The organism is Mesorhizobium sp. RCAM 05104 (genome assembly GCF_059683645.1).
In genome coordinates, this window is record NZ_CM185033.1 from 3725644 (window position 1) to 3742418 (window position 16775).

At 64.4% G+C, this 16775-nt stretch carries 18 protein-coding genes and 1 tRNA gene; 3 read left to right on the top strand and 16 right to left on the bottom strand.

All coding sequences use genetic code 11. The annotated features are described in order from the left end of the window. Positions 1–8 precede the first annotated feature (8 nt). Complete coding sequence (locus tag AC56QP_RS18155; protein ID WP_256754189.1) at positions 9–188, top strand: hypothetical protein; 180 nt, start codon at positions 9–11, stop codon at positions 186–188. A gap of 54 nt (positions 189–242) precedes the next feature. On the opposite strand, the gene AC56QP_RS18160 is transcribed toward AC56QP_RS18155, so the two are convergent. Then, the gene (locus tag AC56QP_RS18160; RefSeq protein ID WP_489858694.1) at positions 243–635 is read right to left on the bottom strand and encodes a phosphatase PAP2 family protein; all 393 of its coding nucleotides are present in this window, start codon (positions 633–635) and stop codon (positions 243–245) included. Next, complete coding sequence (locus AC56QP_RS18165; RefSeq protein ID WP_489863706.1) at positions 526–783, bottom strand: hypothetical protein; 258 nt, start codon at positions 781–783, stop codon at positions 526–528. Before AC56QP_RS18165 ends, AC56QP_RS18160 begins: the two co-directional genes overlap by 110 nt. A gap of 38 nt (positions 784–821) precedes the next feature. Between AC56QP_RS18165 and AC56QP_RS18170 the strand changes: the two genes are divergently transcribed. Together AC56QP_RS18170 and AC56QP_RS18175 are read left to right on the top strand one after the other, a co-directional pair. Continuing rightward, entirely contained in the window at positions 822–1304 is a 483-nt protein-coding gene (locus AC56QP_RS18170) for a DUF2127 domain-containing protein (RefSeq protein ID WP_489858693.1), read from the top strand. 107 nt (positions 1305–1411) lie between these two features. Then, positions 1412–1585: a hypothetical protein gene (locus AC56QP_RS18175; RefSeq protein WP_489858692.1), complete on the top strand. Its 174-nt coding sequence runs from the start codon at positions 1412–1414 to the stop codon at positions 1583–1585. 31 nt (positions 1586–1616) lie between these two features. Here AC56QP_RS18175 and AC56QP_RS18180 read toward each other — a convergent pair whose 3' ends face one another. The 14 genes from AC56QP_RS18180 to AC56QP_RS18245 form a co-directional block, all read right to left on the bottom strand. Further along, positions 1617–2207, bottom strand: coding sequence for a cytochrome b (locus tag AC56QP_RS18180; RefSeq protein WP_489858691.1), 591 nt, complete (start codon positions 2205–2207; stop codon positions 1617–1619). A gap of 284 nt (positions 2208–2491) precedes the next feature. Further along, on the bottom strand, positions 2492–2800 hold the full coding sequence (locus tag AC56QP_RS18185) for a UBP-type zinc finger domain-containing protein (protein ID WP_489858690.1): 309 nt from the start codon (positions 2798–2800) through the stop codon (positions 2492–2494). 86 nt (positions 2801–2886) lie between these two features. Beyond that, positions 2887–4578, bottom strand: coding sequence for an FAD-dependent oxidoreductase (locus AC56QP_RS18190; RefSeq protein ID WP_489858689.1), 1692 nt, complete (start codon positions 4576–4578; stop codon positions 2887–2889). A 184-nt stretch (positions 4579–4762) separates the two neighbouring features. After that, entirely contained in the window at positions 4763–5869 is a 1107-nt protein-coding gene (locus AC56QP_RS18195) for a DUF1501 domain-containing protein (RefSeq protein ID WP_489858688.1), read from the bottom strand. Between the two features lie 92 nt (positions 5870–5961). Next, complete coding sequence (locus AC56QP_RS18200) at positions 5962–7323, bottom strand: DUF1800 domain-containing protein (protein WP_489858687.1); 1362 nt, start codon at positions 7321–7323, stop codon at positions 5962–5964. Between the two features lie 510 nt (positions 7324–7833). After that, a tRNA-Leu gene (locus AC56QP_RS18205) sits at positions 7834–7918 on the bottom strand. A gap of 75 nt (positions 7919–7993) precedes the next feature. Then, entirely contained in the window at positions 7994–8614 is a 621-nt protein-coding gene (locus AC56QP_RS18210; protein WP_091575809.1) for a 2,3-bisphosphoglycerate-dependent phosphoglycerate mutase, read from the bottom strand. 41 nt (positions 8615–8655) lie between these two features. Beyond that, a complete protein-coding gene (gene dapB, locus AC56QP_RS18215; RefSeq protein ID WP_489858686.1) occupies positions 8656–9492 on the bottom strand; it encodes a 4-hydroxy-tetrahydrodipicolinate reductase in 837 nt (278 codons plus the stop codon). Next, positions 9489–11360: an ABC transporter ATP-binding protein gene (locus tag AC56QP_RS18220; RefSeq protein WP_091575811.1), complete on the bottom strand. Its 1872-nt coding sequence runs from the start codon at positions 11358–11360 to the stop codon at positions 9489–9491. The genes dapB and AC56QP_RS18220 overlap by 4 nt, the downstream gene beginning before the upstream one ends. A gap of 78 nt (positions 11361–11438) precedes the next feature. Continuing rightward, positions 11439–12485 carry a glucokinase gene (locus tag AC56QP_RS18225; protein WP_489858685.1) on the bottom strand — a complete coding sequence of 349 codons (1047 nt, stop codon included), beginning with the start codon at positions 12483–12485 and terminating at the stop codon, positions 11439–11441. A 380-nt stretch (positions 12486–12865) separates the two neighbouring features. After that, complete coding sequence (gene mepA / locus AC56QP_RS18230) at positions 12866–13960, bottom strand: penicillin-insensitive murein endopeptidase (protein ID WP_489858684.1); 1095 nt, start codon at positions 13958–13960, stop codon at positions 12866–12868. 71 nt (positions 13961–14031) lie between these two features. After that, complete coding sequence (locus AC56QP_RS18235) at positions 14032–14931, bottom strand: NAD(P)-dependent oxidoreductase (RefSeq protein WP_489858683.1); 900 nt, start codon at positions 14929–14931, stop codon at positions 14032–14034. Further along, positions 14928–16088, bottom strand: a complete 1161-nt coding sequence (gene queG / locus AC56QP_RS18240) for a tRNA epoxyqueuosine(34) reductase QueG (protein WP_489858682.1) — start codon at positions 16086–16088, stop codon at positions 14928–14930. The genes AC56QP_RS18235 and queG overlap by 4 nt, the downstream gene beginning before the upstream one ends. Continuing rightward, entirely contained in the window at positions 16069–16761 is a 693-nt protein-coding gene (locus AC56QP_RS18245; RefSeq protein WP_256754214.1) for a glutathione S-transferase family protein, read from the bottom strand. Before AC56QP_RS18245 ends, queG begins: the two co-directional genes overlap by 20 nt. Positions 16762–16775 lie beyond the last annotated feature (14 nt).

Below are 16775 nucleotides of genomic sequence, written 5' to 3' on the forward strand. Positions count from 1 at the left end.
TGAGTATGATGAGCAACAGCCCCGAGAAGCGCAGCGAATGGCGCGCCATTTTCTATGTGCAAGCCCGCGTTGCGATCCTGTTTGTGCCGGTCGTTGCCAGTCTGCTGATCATAGCGGCACTTGCCGGCAACGAACGCAAATCCGTTCCCAATGCGCTCGACCCGACTGTCACGGGGTCGGTGCGATAAACCGCGCGGCAGCTGGCAGCGAACGTCTGCCAGGAGGCTTCGAACCGTGCCGATCTAAAGAATCCTGGTCACCAGTCTGTCCAGCGGGAAGTTCTCCCGGTAAGCCAGCCGCACCATGATGGCGCCCAGGACGCCGGTGATGGCTCCACCGACAATGTCGGTCAGGTAGTGCGTTCCGATGTAGATCCTCGACCAGCAGATCAGCAATGCCATGACCAGAAGCGCGATCGTCCGGCGCGGGAGAGCTTGCATCGCAAAGGCCGCGACAATCGCAATGGCGGCTGTCGCGTGATCGGACGGGAACGACCAGCGGCGCTGGGCGCAATCAACAGATGCGTCACACCAGCATCGTAGGGTCGTATCCGATGCACGAAGAGAAGAATGAACTGGTTGGCCGCAAGACCCAGCAGAAACGCCAGGCCGGCCGAACCGCCGCGAGACGAACATGATAACGGTCGGCCTTCGCCCACCGTTGCAGGACCACGGCCAGCACCATGAGGGGAACGCCGATTTGTGAGACGCCGATCATTGCCTTATCAAGAAAAGGGCTGATACCGGCCGCGGCGTTTATCCAGTGCGTTAAAGCTGCATCCATTTGGCGTCGGTCTCCGCGATTGGTCGTGAGGTGGATCTTTGAAGGCCGTCGATGAACACCGCATCCATCAGATTTTTGAAGTCGGCGTCTGGCTCAAGGGCGCGCATGCCCTGATCGAATGCATCGGTGGGATACTGCTCTATGTCATCTCCACCGACACCATTGCCGCCTGGGTCAGGGCTCTGACCCAAGAGGAATTGATCGAAGATCCGAACGATTTCATAGCGGGCCATCTGTTGCAGATGGCAAGCCATTTTTCGATCGCCAGCAAGGAGTTTTACGCCTTCTACCTGCTCAGCCACGGCCTGATAAAGCTGGCCCTGGTCGTCGGCCTCCTAAGAGGCAAGCTCTGGTCATATCCGGCATCGCTCGCGGCATTGGGCTTGTTCATGGTCTATCAAGTCTACCGCTACTCCTACACCCATTCGTTCGGCCTGCTCGTCCTGACCGTCTTCGATGCGGCCGTCATGGTGCTGATCTGGCAAGAGTGGAAGATCGTGCGACGGCGCAAGCCGGCATGACAGTTGAACTGCCGGCTGCAACGCCTGGCCGCAAGGAGCGCCCCGTTTGCCGGGGAACTCCACGCACCGTCGGACATTGTGCTCCAGACATGCAATCGGAGGATATGATGACGAGAGCCCTCGACGTGAACGAAAACACCGCGCAAAATCCGAAGCGCCCGCCGCAAACGCAGACCGGCGACACGCTCAAGAAAAAGACGGTCCGAGGCAAAGCCTTGCGGGTAAACGACAACAGTGTGGAGAACCAGGAAGCCGCCCCGCCGCCTAAACGGCGAGACTGATCGAGGAGGTGACCGGGGTCCAGAGCCCTGTCTACATAAGGTTCCGGACGGAAAACCGGTTCACGCTTTCCTGAGGTTGTTCAGGAGCCCGTGGCTTCCGCAGCATTCGCTTGAGCACATCGTCCTTGCGGATGAAATGATGCCAAAGGGCCGCCGCCGCGTGCACTCCGGCTAGGATGAGGATCAGATTGGCGCAGAGGCTGTGCAGTTCCCTGATGAACCGAGCCGTGTCGCGGTCGGGAGTAACCGGAGCCGGGATGGTGAAAAGGCCAAAGAAGCTCAAGGCGTCGCCCCTGTACCACGTCAGCAGGATGCCAAGGACGGGAATGGCGACGAGCAGCCCATAAAGCAGCAGATGCGCGATCTTTGCCGCCCATCGTTCAAGCTCCGACATTTCCGTCGGCAGTCCTGGCGTTCCCAGCACCAGCCGCAGGCCGACGCGGATGACGACCAGCGCGAACAGCAGCAGCCCAAACGAAATATGAAGCCACCAGACGAGCGCACGACCGGGGTCGCCGCGCGGAAAAAGCTCCTCCATGTAGGTCAAGCCGTAAAGGCCAATGACCAGCAGAAACACCGCCCAGTGAATGGCTTTCTGCGCGCTTGTGTAGGTGGGGTTCATGCGAGTCTTCCAGTTTTGAATGATTCCAAACTAGCCGCGATCATGTCAAAGCTTTGTCTGGCGGCGTTCCCTTTTTGGGCGCACTCGATGACACAGTTACGATTCCGCTGAAGAAAGCGTCCCAGGATCGGGCTCCGGTGATCGTGATCTGCCGGACAGTGGAACAGGAAACCTGTCAGTTCGCTGACAATCGGGCACCGGACGACAACGATGCGTCAGACAAGGAAAAGCCCGGACGAACCGGGCTTTTCCTTGGGCTCCGTGCGCCATCCGGCTGGCGCTGCTCAATAGAAGCGCGGGATCGGGCCGTTCTGTGGCGTGGTGCGGTCGCCGAGGTCGAGAAAGACCTCGTCGACATAGCACCATCCCCAGCCTTCCGGCGGATCATAGCCCTCGATGATCGGGTGGTGGGTGGCGTGAAAATGCTTGGTGGCGTGACGGTTGGGCGAGTCGTCGCAGCAGCCGACATGGCCGCAGGTTCGGCAGAGCCGCAGATGCACCCATTGCGAGCCACTCTTCAGGCATTCCTCGCAGCCGAGCGCGCTCGGCGTCACGTCCTTGATCCCGGCTGCATGTCTGCATTCATCCGCCATCACACTCTCCGATCCGTTCAGGCTCAACTATTCCCTTTGCGCAATTCCCCAGGGGAAAGCGCTACGCGCTTTTCCCGGGAAAACCGTCACACACTTTTCCTGGAATTGCCCTGCGTGGCGTGGCCGCCGTCTTGCGCGAGATATGCATGCAATGCCGCGACCACCTGGGCACCCTCGCCGACTGCCGCCGCGACACGTTTGACCGAGCCGGAGCGGACGTCGCCGATGGCGAACACCCCGCTGCGGCTCGTCTCCATCACGCCATGCGCCGATCCCAGCTCCGATCCGGTGCGCACGAAACCCCTGGCGTCCAGCGCCACGTTGCAGTTCGCCAGCCAGTCCGTATTCGGGTCGGCGCCGATGAACAGGAAGAGATGGCGGATCGGGCGCGTCGCCTGCACGCCGCTCGCGCGGTTGCGCCAACGCACGCTGGCAAGATTGCCCTCATTGCCTTCCAGCGCCTCGATCTCGGTCCCGGTCAGGATCTCGATGTTCGGCTGCGCCTTGATGCGCTCGACCAAATAGCGCGACATGCTCGCCTCGAGGCTGCCGCCGCGCGCCAGCAGCGCCACCTTGCGCACATGGCTGGCCAGGTAGACCGCCGCTTGGCCCGCCGAATTGCCGGCGCCGACCAATGCCACTTCCTGGCCGCCACAAAGCCGTGCTTCGATCGGCGAGGCCCAGTAGTGCACCGAGGTTCCCTCGAATTGCGCCAGGTTGGCGACATCGAGCCGGCGATAGCGCGCGCCGCTGGCGATCACCACCGTGCGCGTCCGCACGCTCTCGCCGTCGCCGACATCGAGCGTGTAACGGGCGCCGTCGGCCGCGGCGCTCAGCAGCTTCGCCTCGTCCGGTATCACCATTTCGACGCCGAACTTCTGCGCCTGGTTGTAGGCGCGCGCCATCAGCGCCATTCCCGAAATACCGGTCGGGAAGCCGAGATAGTTCTCGATGCGCGAGGAGGCGCCCGCCTGCCCGCCAAAGGCACGGCAATCGAGCACGATCGTCGACAGCCCTTCGGAAGCCGCATAGACGGCGGCCGCCAGCCCCGCTGGCCAGGCGCCGACGATGGCGACGTCATATAGCCTAGAAGCATCGATTGGCCGCAGCAGGCCGATGCAACGGGCGAGATCCTTCTCGCCGGGGTTGAGCAACAGCCTGCCGTTCGGACATAAAACGATCGGCAGATGATGAGGATCGACGTCGAAGCGCTCGACCAGGGTTTTCGCGCAGGGATCGCTATCGGAATCAAGCATGCGGTGCGGCTGGCCGCTGCGGGCCAGGAACCCCTGCAGCCGCAACACGTCGCCATTGTCGACGGGGCCGATGATGATCGGCCCGCTGGTGGCGCTTTCCAGCAACCCGACACGGCGCAGGATCAGCGCCCGCATGATGCGCTCGCCAAGATTTGCCTCCTGCACCATTAGGTCGCGCAATCTCTGCGAGGGGATGACGAACGCCTCGACCGGCTCGGCGGCCCGCGCATTCACCAGCGAGGGCCGGGCCGAAAGCTGGGCCAGTTCGCCGACGAAGCTGCCCGGACCGTGGGTGACGATCGTTTCGCGCCGACCGAGCCCGCCATCCTGGGTGATGTCCACCCTGCCCGACAGGACGACGATCAGGCCGGGCGCCACATCGCCGGCGGTGACGATGTGCTCGCCGGCGGCATAGGCACTGGCCTCGCCGAACCGGCGCATGCGATCGATGTCGGCCTCAGCCAGAGTGGGGAAGGCCTGATCGCGGCGGGCGCCGAAGATGGCGGTGGCGGATTGAGACATGGTTTCGAACCTAGCGAACCGGCCGCGAGGTTTGAAGTGGTTTGTTCGGGACTAGCCGGGAGGGCAGGTCGGCGGCAACAAAAAAGCCCGGACGAGCCGGGCTTTTCGGCGATCCCCGATGGAGTCGACAATGAGACCGGCTGGCTTGTCGCGGAACACCCGGTTCACGCGGGCGATGAGCGCGCTACGCGATCAGTCCGTTCAAAGGCCTGACGGCGATGCTGGACGGGAACACACGCTGCGACAGGGTGAACTCCGAAATACCGAGATGGTCGCGCAAAAGGCCCTTCAGCACCGCTCGAAGATCGGTCGTCGGCATAAGGTCTCGGCCTTGATGTAGTTGGGAGTCTCCGAGTCCCGGCCAGTCCGCCACAATCCGTCCGCCCTTGACGGCGCCACCCATCAGGAAGGCCGTCGTGGCGGTACCATGGTCGGTCCCCTCATTGCCGTTGATCCGCGCCGTGCGACCGAACTCGGTGATGGCGACGATCACGGTATCGTGCCAGACGGACTTCAGGCCGCTGGCCAACCCCTCCAAAGCGTCATCCAAGGCCGCCAACAGCCTTGCCAGCTTTCCGTGTCCGGCGCCCTCGTTCGCGTGCGTGTCCCAGCCGTCAAAGCTGAGTGCGGCAATTCGCGGCCCAGACTCGGCCGCGAGCAGTTTCGCCGCGCCCTTCGCCGCCTCGCGGAAGGAAGGCCCTGCCGTCTTTGTGCGCGGCACGGGAACGTCGCCATGACCTGACAGACTGTCGATTTCGCGGCCTTCGACGAAGGCACGCAACAGCGCCGGATCGGTTTCGCCATAAAGCTCCATAAGACGACTTTGCGTGTCCGGAGAGGCTGACTGGAAATTTGGCGGCGTCCACGTCAATGTGGGCGCGGCACCACGGAAAATCAGCGGAACAGTGGGACTGATGGCCAGCCCGACCGGACGGGCGACCTCTATTCGGTCGCCAACCGGAAGTTCCAGTACCGCACGATTGAGCCAGCCGGATGCTGTGTCTCTTGGCCCAGGCATGCCGCTTTCCAGGACATCCTGGCCGTCGAAATGGGAACGATCCCTGTAGGGCGTGGCCACGGCATGGACGATCAGGGCGTCGCCGGCCGCGTAGTGTGCGTGCAATGTCCGCATCGCATCATGCAAACCGAAAAATCCATCCAGCGACAGGATACGCCCGATGCCGGCCACGCCAATCGCAAGCTCGCCCCGCAAGCGCGCATAATTCGGGTCCCCGATGGGTGGCACAATGGCCAGACCGTCCAAAGCTCCGCGCAGGACAACGACTACCATGCGTGGATCGCGCGGCGCAGCGTAGACCGTGCGTGGCATTCTCGACCAGGCAACGAAACTGCCGCTTGGGACACCCGTTGGCGGCATCGCCGTCATCTCCGCTGGAACTCCGGACTCATGAGCAACAAAGCCAGTGCCTGCGATCTGGTTGGGGCACGGGCAATATGCTCCCGCGTACGTGTGGAACAACGCTTGCCCAATACCGCATCGGTGACAGCCAGCGGGTCCAGGTCAATACGGACCCGCGCCGCCAGCTCTTCGGCGAAATCGAGACGATCGGTCATCGCATTGCCAGCCAGCCAGCTATCGGCGTGATCGGGAAAACCATTGGGGGCGTGTGGATTCCACAATGGCTGACCCAGGGCGCTCAACACGCGTGCGACCTGTGCGACATCGATGCCGAGACCCAGAGCCCTGAGAGCCGACCACAGGAATTCACCTGGGCTCTTGATCTTCACCACCGGCCCCCACGCCTTGTCGTGGAGAAGCAGCGTTCGAACACACGCTTTTAGGTCCCCGCCACTCTCAAGGAACACTGCCGTGATCTCTTCGGCAATGTCGGGCGCGGGGTGATCGTCAACGAAGTGACGGACGAGCTTCCAAGCGATCCGCTTTGCTGTTGCTTCATGGGCCGCGAGAGTGGACAGAACCGCTTCGCCCTGATCCACGCCGGTTTGCGGATAGTCGACATCCATGACCCGCTGGCCGCCAGGCTCATGTGCATCCGCGACGAACCAAAAGCATCCATAGTCATCGGCAAGCTCATCGTCCCCGCTTGCGCCCCTGTAGCTCCAGCCGGTCAACACTTTCGACAGCGCGGTAACATCTGCTTGCGAATAGCCGGCCTCGACCCCCACCGTGTGCAATTCGAGCAGCTCGCGCGCGTGGTTTTCATTGCACCCGCGTCCGGACTGGCGCCCGATCACCGAATTCGGTCCGACCGAAATCGCGCTGTTGAAATAGGAAAGCATTGCCGGGTGTCGGGTTACGGCGACAAGCATGTCTTCGAATCGCCCAAGTACGAAAGGCCGAATGGCTTCCCGCTCGAATGCCGCGGCGGTGCGCCGGACAGTGCCATTGGCGCCGGTCTCGACCACGAAATGGTTCGTCCAGAATGTCACCAGCCGCTCGACGAGCCCTGTCCTGACGATCAGGGCGCGGTCTATCCGGGCCTGCACTTCCGCTTCGAACACCCGGCGATCGATCGGCACGAAAAAGGAAAGGCGTCGGATCGCCGCCGAAAGGTACCCACGCGGAAGCCGATCCTGGCGATGTCGCTCCGTGATGATCTCGGCCGCGGACAGCAGATCCCCACCATTCAGGAGGGCGATGCCAGGTTCATCCAGCTCATCCAGAAGGACACTGCGCGGATCGTCACCCAATAGAGACAGGTCACCCGATCGCGGCCCGAGACCGAAGCGATGAAAACCAATCGAGGCGGATGCGAAAGCCAACCTTTTGCACTCCGGATACGGAGGTAATATTGAATGGAGGTGATATTGAATGTATTTTGCAATATACGTTGCAAATCAGCAGAAAAAAGTAGCCCGTAGAGGTACTCAATTGTGCAATAGAGGTACCTGGCGGTGGGTTGATCCAGTCAGATTTGTCCTTTTGGTTTGCCTCCACCAACAGCATCCGCTTGGCTGGATCGCCGCTTAGGCGGCTGCCGGGCAGTCAAAGTCGACCACCCGGGCACATGAAACCGCCGCCATCACTTATCTTCCGGGCAGTGTCGTCCCTTTCAAAGTCGCGCTTTTGTGCGCCGGAAAGGGGCATTGTTGGTATCCCTCGCGGCGTGCCACCGCGAATGCGGCCGCAATACCAACGGAGATACAAAACAAATGCGGCGGTACCAACGCACGGCTGCGGACGCCACAGGGCACAGGCAACAAAAAAGCCCGGGGAAACCCGGGCTTTTTGCTGGTCGTCTGAACTGCTTCGGACTGTCCGAAACGAGAATTTGGTGCCCAGAAGAGGACTCGAACCTCCACTCCTTGCGGAACACGGACCTGAACCGTGCGCGTCTACCAATTCCGCCATCTGGGCTGGTGCGGGCTCATGTAAGCGGGCAAGCGATGTGTGTCAACGCGCTTTTTTCAAAGCGGTTTGCCGCTTGCCGGCTCAGCTCTCCAGCACTTCCTTGGAAGCCACGGTGGAATCGGCGTTGAGCGTGTAGATGATCGGCACGCCGGTGCCGAGCTCCAGCTTGACGATCTCCTCGCCCGACTTGCCGTCGAGCGCCATGATCAGCGCGCGCAGCGAGTTGCCGTGCGCGGCGACCAGCACCGTGCCGCCGCGCAGCACATGCGGCTGCAAGTCGTGCAGGTAGTAGGGCCAGACACGGGCGCCGGTGTCCTTCAGGCTCTCGCCGCCGGGTGGCGACACGTCATAGGAGCGGCGCCAGACATGCACCTGCTCCTCGCCCCACTTCTTGCGGGCATCGTCCTTGTTGAGGCCGGAAAGGTCGCCATAGTCGCGCTCGTTGAGCGCCTGGTCGCGGATGGTCTTCAGGTCGCTCTGGCCGACCGCGTCGAGAATGTGCTGGCAGGTTTTCTGCGCCCGGATCAGCGCCGAGGTGAAGGCGATGTCGAATTTCAGGCCGCGCGCCTTGAGCTTCTGGCCGGCGGCCTTGGCCTCGGCGTGGCCCAGCTCGGTCAGGTCGACGTCGCGCCAGCCGGTGAACAGGTTCTTCAGGTTCCATTCGCTCTGGCCGTGGCGCACGAGCACGAGGGTTCTCGACATGTTTGCTCCCTTCAGGTTAGCAAATTTTGCAGATTGGCCGCTCAGCTGAGGCCGAGCACGTCCCGCATCGAATACAGTCCCGGTTTGCGGCCACGCGCCCAAAGCGCCGCCTTGACGGCGCCGCGAGCGAAGATGGCGCGGTCCTCGGCATGGTGGGCCAGCGTGATGCGCTCGCCGGTGCCGGCCAGGATCACGCTGTGATCGCCGACCACCGAGCCGCCGCGCAGCGTGGCAAAGCCGATCGAGCCCACTTTTCGCACGCCGGTGTGGCCGTCACGGACACGCACGTCATTGCCGGCAAGCGCGATGCCGCGTCCGGCGGCGGCGGCTTCGCCGAGCAGCAGCGCCGTGCCCGACGGCGCGTCGACCTTGTGCTTGTGGTGCATCTCGAGGACCTCGATATCGAAATCGTCGGCGTCGAGCGCGCGCGCCGCCTGTTCGACCAGCAGCGCCAACAGATTGACGCCGAGGCTCATATTGCCCGACTTGACGATCGTCGCGTGGCGCGCCGCCGCCTCGATCTTCGCATTGTCTTCGGCCGAGCAGCCGGTCGTGCCGATGACATGGACGATGCGCGCCTGCGCCGCGTAGCCGGCGAACTCGACTGATGAGGCTGGCGTGGTGAAATCGAGCACGCCGTCGGCCCTGGCGAAAACCGGCAGCGGGTCGGCGCTGATCGGCACGCCGATGCGGCCGGTGCCGGCCAGTTCGCCGGCATCCTTGCCCAGATGGGGCGAATCCGCACGCTCGACCGCGCCGATGACCCGCGCGCCGCGAATGGTATGGATGGCGCGGATCAGCGTCTGGCCCATGCGGCCGGCCGCGCCGACCACCACGAGGCCCATATCGGTTGCTGGCGTAGCGGGCGTGTCGCTCATGTCGTGCTCCCGGCGATGCTCTGCGTCTCGATGTCTTGTGATGGGATTGGCGCCGAAGTCTGGATCGGCGCGGCGTCGTCGACAAGCCCCAGGCCCTTGATGCCCTGCACCCTGTGGAAGCGCGCATAGACGCTGTGCGGATCGGCCATCAGCGAGGCATGGGTGCCTTCCTCGACCAGCCGCCCCTGTTCCATGACGACGATGTGGTCGGCATTGACCACCGTCGACAGCCGGTGCGCGATGACGATGGTGGTGCGCCCTTCCATGACCGTCGTCAGCGCCTGCTGGACGCGCGCCTCGGCCTCGTTGTCGAGCGCCGATGTCGCCTCGTCGAGCAGCAGGATCGGCGCCTGCCGCACGATGGCGCGGGCGATCGACACGCGCTGGCGCTGGCCGCCCGACAGCGTCACGCCGTTCTCGCCGACCGGCGTGTCATAGCCCTGCGGCTGCTGGCGGATGAAATCGTCGGCCGCCGCCTGCCGCGCGGCCTGTTCGATCTCGGCGTCGGTGGCGCTCAGCCGGCCGTAGCGGATGTTGTCGCGGATGCTGCCTTCGAACAGATAGGGCTGCTGCGAGACATAGGCGATCGAGTTGCGCAGAGACTGCTTGGTGACCTTCGAGATGTCCTGGCCGTCGATCTCGATCGTACCGGCCTCGACGTCGTGGAAGCGCTGCAGCAGCGCCACCAGCGTCGTCTTGCCGGCGCCCGAGGCGCCGACGATGGCGGTCACCTTGCCGGCGGCGGCGACAAAGGTCAGATCCTGCAGCACCGGCGCCTCCTCGACATAGCGGAAGGACACGTTGTTGAAACGCACTTCGCCGGAGGTGAATTTCGCCTCGGCGGCTCCCGCCACATCACCTTGCTGCGGCTCCAGGTCGAGAAGCTCGTAGATCATGCGCGCATTGACCAGCGCGCGCTCCATGCCGACCTGCATGCGCGCCAGCCGGCGGGCCGGATCATAGGCGAGCGTCAGCGCGGTGATGAAGGAAAAGACCGCGCCCGGCGGCTGGCCAAGAACGGTGGCCCGGTAGCCCGAATAGGCGATGACGCTGGCGAAGGCGACGCCGGCCAGCATCTCGGAAATCGGCGTCAGCCGTTCCGAGACGCGGGCGATCTTGTTCGACCGCTGTTCCGCGTCGTTGGCAAGCTTGCCGATGCGGCGCGCCAGTTCGTCCTCCATGGTGAAGGCCTTGACGATGGCGATGCCTTGCGTGGCCTCCTGCATGGCGCCGATCAGCCGCGAGTTGATCTGCACCGATTCGCGGGTGATGCGCCGCACCCGGCGCATCAGGTAGGTGACGGTGTAGATCAGCGGCGGCCCGATCAGCAGCGAGCTCAGGGACAGCACCGGATCCTGATAGATCATGACGCCGACCAGACCGACCAGCGAGACGGCGTCGCGCGCGATCGACGTCACCGTCATCGACAGGAGGTCGCGAATGCCGTTGACGTTCTCGTTGATCTGCGCCGCCAGCCGCCCGGAACGGGTGTCGTTGAAGAAGCTGACGCCGAGCTTCATCAGATGGTTGAAGATGCGCTGCTGGTAGCGCGCGACCAGATTGTTGCCGATCCTGGCCATCGTCACCGCCTGGCCATAGCCGGCAAGCCCACGCAGGATGAAAGCCCCCAGAAGTGCGGCGCAGATCCATGGGATCAGATCGCCGCGCCTTTCATAGAAGATCTGATTGACGACCGGACTCATGATCCAGGCGGAGAGGGCCGTCGTCGCGGACACGGTCAGCAGGCAGAGGATCGTGAAAATATACGCCCCTCGATAGTCGCGGCCGTTCTCCTCGAGGATGCGGCGGATGACCGCCACGATCTCGCCCGCACGGGGTTTCGACAGGTTGGGAGGTGGAAGTGTCAAATCGGAGCGCTTCGTAGGTTTCAGCTTCCCGCCGCCGGGCAATTTGGCACCCCTCTTAACGCCAAGGAGCCGGCTTGCCTATGCCTTGGCTTGACTAACTTCGTCGCGCCAGCGCCGGCCCGCCGTCTGGACGCCGAACAGCGAGGGGTTGCGGGCATAGGCGGCAAGGCCCAGGAGCGCCGCCAGCGGATGGGTTATCACGTAGACGGGCATGGTGCGCATCAGGGCGCTGTGCGGCGCCTTGTCTTCGAAGGCGGCGCGGAAATTGCTGGCTTTCAGCGCCGGCACGATCTTCTGCGCGATGCCTCCGGTGAGGAAGACGCCGCCCCGGCTCATGAACACCAGAGCGAGGTCGCCGGCGGTGCGCCCGAGGCAGGTGACGAAGGTCTCCAGCGCTTCTTGCGCGACGGGATCGGTCTTGGCCAGCGCTGCTGCGGTGATCTCGGCCGGCGTGGTGAAGGGCGACGGCTTGCCGTCCGCCTTGGCCACCGCCCGGTAGACGTTGACGAGGCCGCGTCCGCACAGGATCTGCTCGCCCGAAATGCGGCCCTCGAGCTTCTCGATATGCGGGAAAACCTCGAAATCGCGCGGCGTGCGCGGGCCGATGTCCATATGGCCGCCCTCGCCGGGCACCGGTATCCAGTGACGCAGCGCATAGACCAGTCCGGCGACGCCGAGCCCGGTTCCGGGACCGAGCACCACGCGCCCGGCATTGGGCTCCGGCGCCCCGCCGCCGATCTTTTCCATGTGCTCCTCGCCGAGCGCGACGACGGCCAGCGCCTGTGCCTCGAAATCGTTGAGCACGACGATGTCGCTCAAGCCCAGGCTTGCGAACATCTGCCTGGGCTTGACGATCCAAGGGCAGTTGGTGAGCTCGATCTCGTCGCCATCCACCGGGCCGGCCACCGCCAGCACCGCTGAATTGGGGCGAACCGACGAGCGGTCGAGCACCGCCGCCTGGATCGCCTCGTCTATGGTGTTGTAGTTGGCGGTCTGGACGATGGTCGGCTCACCGGCCTCGGAATTGGCGTCGAGCACGATCGAGAAGCGCGCATTGGTGCCGCCAATGTCGCCGATCAGGATCGGAAACCGCAGCAAAGTATCGTCATCGCCTGTGCCTGGCATGCTCTCGTCCGTCCCCGGCGCCCCCTGACGGCGTGTCGCCGTTCTCCCGTTGACTAGCGCATGAGTTTGAAAAGGGAAAGCTGCTTCGGCGGCAGTTCGTTTCAGGTTTCGAATTGGTCCTCCATCTTTCCGAGCGCCGGTGCCGCCCCTCACCTGCCTGCCGGCATCCTCTCCCCGTATAGTGACGGGGAGAGGGGCGCTCTCAACACCGGACTCGCTAATCATCGGGGTTGCAAGAAGGGCGCCGAGGTTTCGGCCAGCCCCCTTCTCCCCGTCACTATACGGGGAGAAGTGCCCGGCAGGGCGATGAGGGGCAGCGCTGACATCAGCGACCAACTCGTCTCCAGCCCAAGTTGGAAGCTGGAGCGACTTGCCTGACGTCAGTTGCCAGGCGGCCGTGGCCGCGGCACCGGGACGCCAACCTCGGGTGTCGCGGTGAAGGCGTTCATCGAGGCCGGCAAGCCGGCCGTGCCACTGGCCGTGGTTGCGGGCACGGACGGCGCCTCAGGCTCGGGCGCGGCGACCGCGACCGGGACGGCGCCGCCGTGATAGGTAGCGGCCTCGACCGAGGCCGGCCCCGGCGCGTCGAGCACGGCGCGGCATTCCCTGGGCAGGTTCGCCATCGTCATGAGGTCGCGGGCTTTCGGCGCATCGGGGTTCTTGTTGGGACGCCAGGGCTGTTCGGTGAACCACCAGGCCAACGGCTTGCCGCAGCCATCATCGCCCGGTGTCGCCTCCTGCGCCTTGCAGTTTGGCGAGCCCGGCTGGCAGCCGATGCGCATGTGGAAATGATAGTCGTGGCCCCAGAACGGCCGGATCTTGCGCAGCCAGGAGCGATTCCCCTTGACGGTGTCGCAGAGCTTTTTCTTGATGCCGGGATTGACCAGGATGCGCTCGACCTCGGGGTAGCTCGCCGCCCGCTTCAGAAGGTTTGTGTGCTGTGGCGTCCACAGCGCGTCCTTCACCAGATGCGTCTTCTCGTCGACCATCAAGGTGGCGCTCATGCTTTCGCGTTGCGCCATCGACAGCGGGCGACTGGGCATCGGCGTCAGCCAGATGTCGGCGTCGAGCCCGATCTGGTGCGACGCGTGGCCGGTCATCATCGGACCGCCGCGCGGCTGCGAAATGTCGCCGATCAGCAGTCCCGGCCAACCGTCGGCGGCGGCGTCGCGCGACAGTTTCTCGATCAGCGCGATCATCGCCGGATGGCCCCAGCGGCGGTTGCGCGACGGCCGCATCACCTCCCAGGTCGGACCGTCCATGGGAATGGCGACGCCGCCGGCAAAACAGCCCTTGGAGTAGAAGCCGATCGACTGTGCCGATGTCGCCGCCGGCAGTTTCTTGGCGCCGAACAGGTCCTTCGCCCGTTCCTCGGCCGCTGCCGGCCACGCGGCGAGCCCGGCCAGGACGGCCAGGCCAAACGCAGCGGCCAGGATTGTCCTGCTGCCCAACGGCGACGGAACCGATGACATCATGCGACCTTTCCCTCCGCGAACCGCTGAACGGCAACCCGAATCATATCACGCCGCGCCGCCGGCTACGATCGCTAGCGCTTCATCGGGCTGCGCGGCTCGCCGTCGCGCCAGTCGCCGCTTGCCCACATATGGTCGAGAGCCGAGCGGTAATCCGGAAAGCGAAAGCGATAGCCCGCCGCCTTGATCGCCGCGTTGGCGACCCGCTTGTTCTCACCATAGAAGGATCGCGCCATGGGCGAAAGTTGGGCGGCGTCGAAGGGAATTTCGGGTGGCGGTGTGACACCCATCAGCGACGCGGCATAGGCGACGACATCCTGCGGCGGTGCCGGCAAGTCGTCGGTGACGTTGAAGATGCCGCCGGCATTGCCCCCGATGAGCTGCCAGAGCGAGCCGGCAATGTCGTCGCAATGGATGCGGTTGAACACCTGGTCGGGCTTGACCAGCCGTCTTGCGGTGCCGTTCTCCAGATTGACCAACGCGTTGCGGCCCGGTCCGTAGATGCCGGAAAGGCGCAGGATCGCCACCGGCCGGCCGATGCCCCGGCCGAGTTTCAGCCAGTCCTGCTCGGCCTCAACCCGCATCACCGAGCGCTTCGACACCGGCCGGCATTGCGCCGTTTCATCGACCCATGCGCCGTCATAATTGCCATAGACGCCGACGGTCGAGAGATAGCCGATCCATTCCAGCGCCGGCATCTGGCTGATTGCCGGACGGGCGGCGTTCAGCACCGGATCGCCGGCCTCTTCCGGAGCGACCGAAATCACCAGATGCGTCGTTTGCTTCAACGCATCGCCGATTTCGCCCGTCAGCGCGCCATCGAACTGCAGCGGCGCGATGCCGGCCTGGCGCAGCGCCTCGAATTTCTCCGGCGAGCGTGTCGTGCCGAGGATCGTGGCGGCATCCTTGTTGGCGCGGGCAAAGGCCTTGCCGGAATAGCCGGCGCCAAAGATGAGGATCTGGCGTTCGCTCATGCATGTGTCCCGGTTGGATTTGGCCGCGCCAGACGCCATTCATCGCGCACGGCCCCGTCGCCCTCGGTCTTCAGGCCGGTCGCGGCCCGTTCGTAGTATTCAGCCTCGGGCACCAGCCGCGCCAGCGCCCATATTGCCGTGCCCCGCACCAGCGGCGAGGCATCATCCAGCAAGACACACACGGCGCCGGCAAGCGAGGCGTCGCCGGAATTGCCGGCGGCGATCAGCACGTTGCGGACAAAACGATCGCGGCCGATGCGTTTTATCGGCGACCCGGAGAACAAGGCGCGGAACGCCGCATCGTCCAGTTGCAACAGCTGGGCAAGCGACGGCTCGCGCAAATCGTCGCGCGCGGCGAGCTTGGCCTCGGAAGCCGTCTTGGCGAACTTGTTCCACGGGCAGGCGGCGAGGCAGTCGTCGCAGCCATAGATGCGGTTGCCGATCTTCTCGCGAAATTCATGCGGGATCGGCCCCTTGTTCTCGATGGTGAGATAGGAAATGCAGCGCCGCGCATCGAGCCGGTAGGGTGCCGGGAAAGCATCGGTCGGGCAGGCGTCGAGGCAAGCGCGGCAAGAGCCGCAATGGTCGATCTCCGCCCGGTCGGGCACGAGTTCGGCCGTGGTGAAGATGGTGCCGAGGAACAGCCAGGAGCCATGTTCGCGGCTGACCAAGTTGGTGTGCTTGCCCTGCCAGCCAAGCCCGGCGGCCTCGGCCAGCGGCTTTTCCATGACGGGCGCGGTGTCGACGAACACCTTCACGTCGCCGCCGGCGCGCGCCACGATCTTGCCGGCGATTTCCTTCAGCCGGCCCTTCATCACGTCATGGTAGTCGCGGTTCTGCGCATAGACGGAGATGGCGCCACGGTCGCGCTTGGCCAGCACTTCGCGCGGATCATGGTCGGGGCCGTAGTTCATCGCCAGCACGATGATCGAGCGCACCTGCGGCCAGAGTGCGGTCGGTTCGCCGCGGCGCGCAATCGTCTCGGCGATCCAGTCCATCGAGCCGTGAAAGCCGTCGGCAACGAATTCGGCGAGGCGGGCCGGCGCCAGCGGGATTGCATCGGGAGTGGTGACGGCGACGGCATCGAAGCCGGCGCGATGCGCCTCCGCGTCGATCAGCGCGCGCAGTTTCGACGCGTCAGAAGTCGAGGTCCGCATAATGTGACACCGGCGACAGGCCGCGCACCCGGTCGGTCAAAAGCGGCCGGAAGGAGGGCCGCGACTTCACCCGCGTGTACCATTCGCGCGCAGCAGGGTGCTCGCGCCAGTCGATCTCGCCGAGATAGTCGAGCACCGACAACGTCGCCGCCGCCGCGAGGTCGGCGTAGGTGACCCTGCTGCCGGCCAGCCAATGGCGGGTGCCGGCCAGCCAGTTGGTGTATTTCATATGCTGGCGGATGTTGGCACGCGCCGCACGGATCGCGCCCGAATCGGGTGAGCCGCCGCCGGCGGTTTCCGGCATAATCGGCTTCAGCACGCGTTCGCGCACCAGATGCCGGGTGACTTCGCTTTCGGCCTTGTTGAGATACCAGTCGATGAGCCGGCGGATTTCGGCGCGCTGCATCGGGTCCTCGGCGAACAGCCGCTTGTCGCGCTTCAAGACGCCGCGCGTTTCATCGAGGTATTCGGCGATCACCGTCGCGCCGACGATCGGCACATCGCCCTCGGCCAGCAGGATCGGCAGCGTGCCGGCCGGGTTCAGCGCCAGGAACTCCTTGCGCCGGGTCCACGGCTTTTCCTCGATCAAAGCCAGCTCCTCGCCATACTCGCCGAAAGCGAGGCGGACGAAGCGGCAGGTGGCGAACATGGGATGATGGAAAAGCGTCAGCATGGTTCCGCGATGAT

What these genes read in the sequence shown, in the direction of transcription:
- AC56QP_RS18155 (WP_256754189.1), top strand. Translation starts at nt 9, where the DNA reads ATGAGCAACAGCCCCGAGAAGCGCAGCGAATGGCGCGCCATTTTCTAT.
- AC56QP_RS18160 (WP_489858694.1), bottom strand. Translation starts at nt 635, where the DNA reads ATGTTCGTCTCGCGGCGGTTCGGCCGGCCTGGCGTTTCTGCTGGGTCT.
- AC56QP_RS18165 (WP_489863706.1), bottom strand. Translation starts at nt 783, where the DNA reads ATGGATGCAGCTTTAACGCACTGGATAAACGCCGCGGCCGGTATCAGC.
- AC56QP_RS18175 (WP_489858692.1), top strand. Translation starts at nt 1,412, where the DNA reads ATGACGAGAGCCCTCGACGTGAACGAAAACACCGCGCAAAATCCGAAG.
- AC56QP_RS18180 (WP_489858691.1), bottom strand. Translation starts at nt 2,207, where the DNA reads ATGAACCCCACCTACACAAGCGCGCAGAAAGCCATTCACTGGGCGGTG.
- AC56QP_RS18185 (WP_489858690.1), bottom strand. Translation starts at nt 2,800, where the DNA reads ATGGCGGATGAATGCAGACATGCAGCCGGGATCAAGGACGTGACGCCG.
- AC56QP_RS18190 (WP_489858689.1), bottom strand. Translation starts at nt 4,578, where the DNA reads ATGTCTCAATCCGCCACCGCCATCTTCGGCGCCCGCCGCGATCAGGCC.
- AC56QP_RS18195 (WP_489858688.1), bottom strand. Translation starts at nt 5,869, where the DNA reads ATGGTAGTCGTTGTCCTGCGCGGAGCTTTGGACGGTCTGGCCATTGTG.
- AC56QP_RS18210 (WP_091575809.1), bottom strand. Translation starts at nt 8,614, where the DNA reads ATGTCGAGAACCCTCGTGCTCGTGCGCCACGGCCAGAGCGAATGGAAC.
- dapB (WP_489858686.1), bottom strand. Translation starts at nt 9,492, where the DNA reads ATGAGCGACACGCCCGCTACGCCAGCAACCGATATGGGCCTCGTGGTG.
- AC56QP_RS18225 (WP_489858685.1), bottom strand. Translation starts at nt 12,485, where the DNA reads ATGCCAGGCACAGGCGATGACGATACTTTGCTGCGGTTTCCGATCCTG.
- mepA (WP_489858684.1), bottom strand. Translation starts at nt 13,960, where the DNA reads ATGATGTCATCGGTTCCGTCGCCGTTGGGCAGCAGGACAATCCTGGCC.
- AC56QP_RS18235 (WP_489858683.1), bottom strand. Translation starts at nt 14,931, where the DNA reads ATGAGCGAACGCCAGATCCTCATCTTTGGCGCCGGCTATTCCGGCAAG.
- queG (WP_489858682.1), bottom strand. Translation starts at nt 16,088, where the DNA reads ATGCGGACCTCGACTTCTGACGCGTCGAAACTGCGCGCGCTGATCGAC.
- AC56QP_RS18245 (WP_256754214.1), bottom strand. Translation starts at nt 16,761, where the DNA reads ATGCTGACGCTTTTCCATCATCCCATGTTCGCCACCTGCCGCTTCGTC.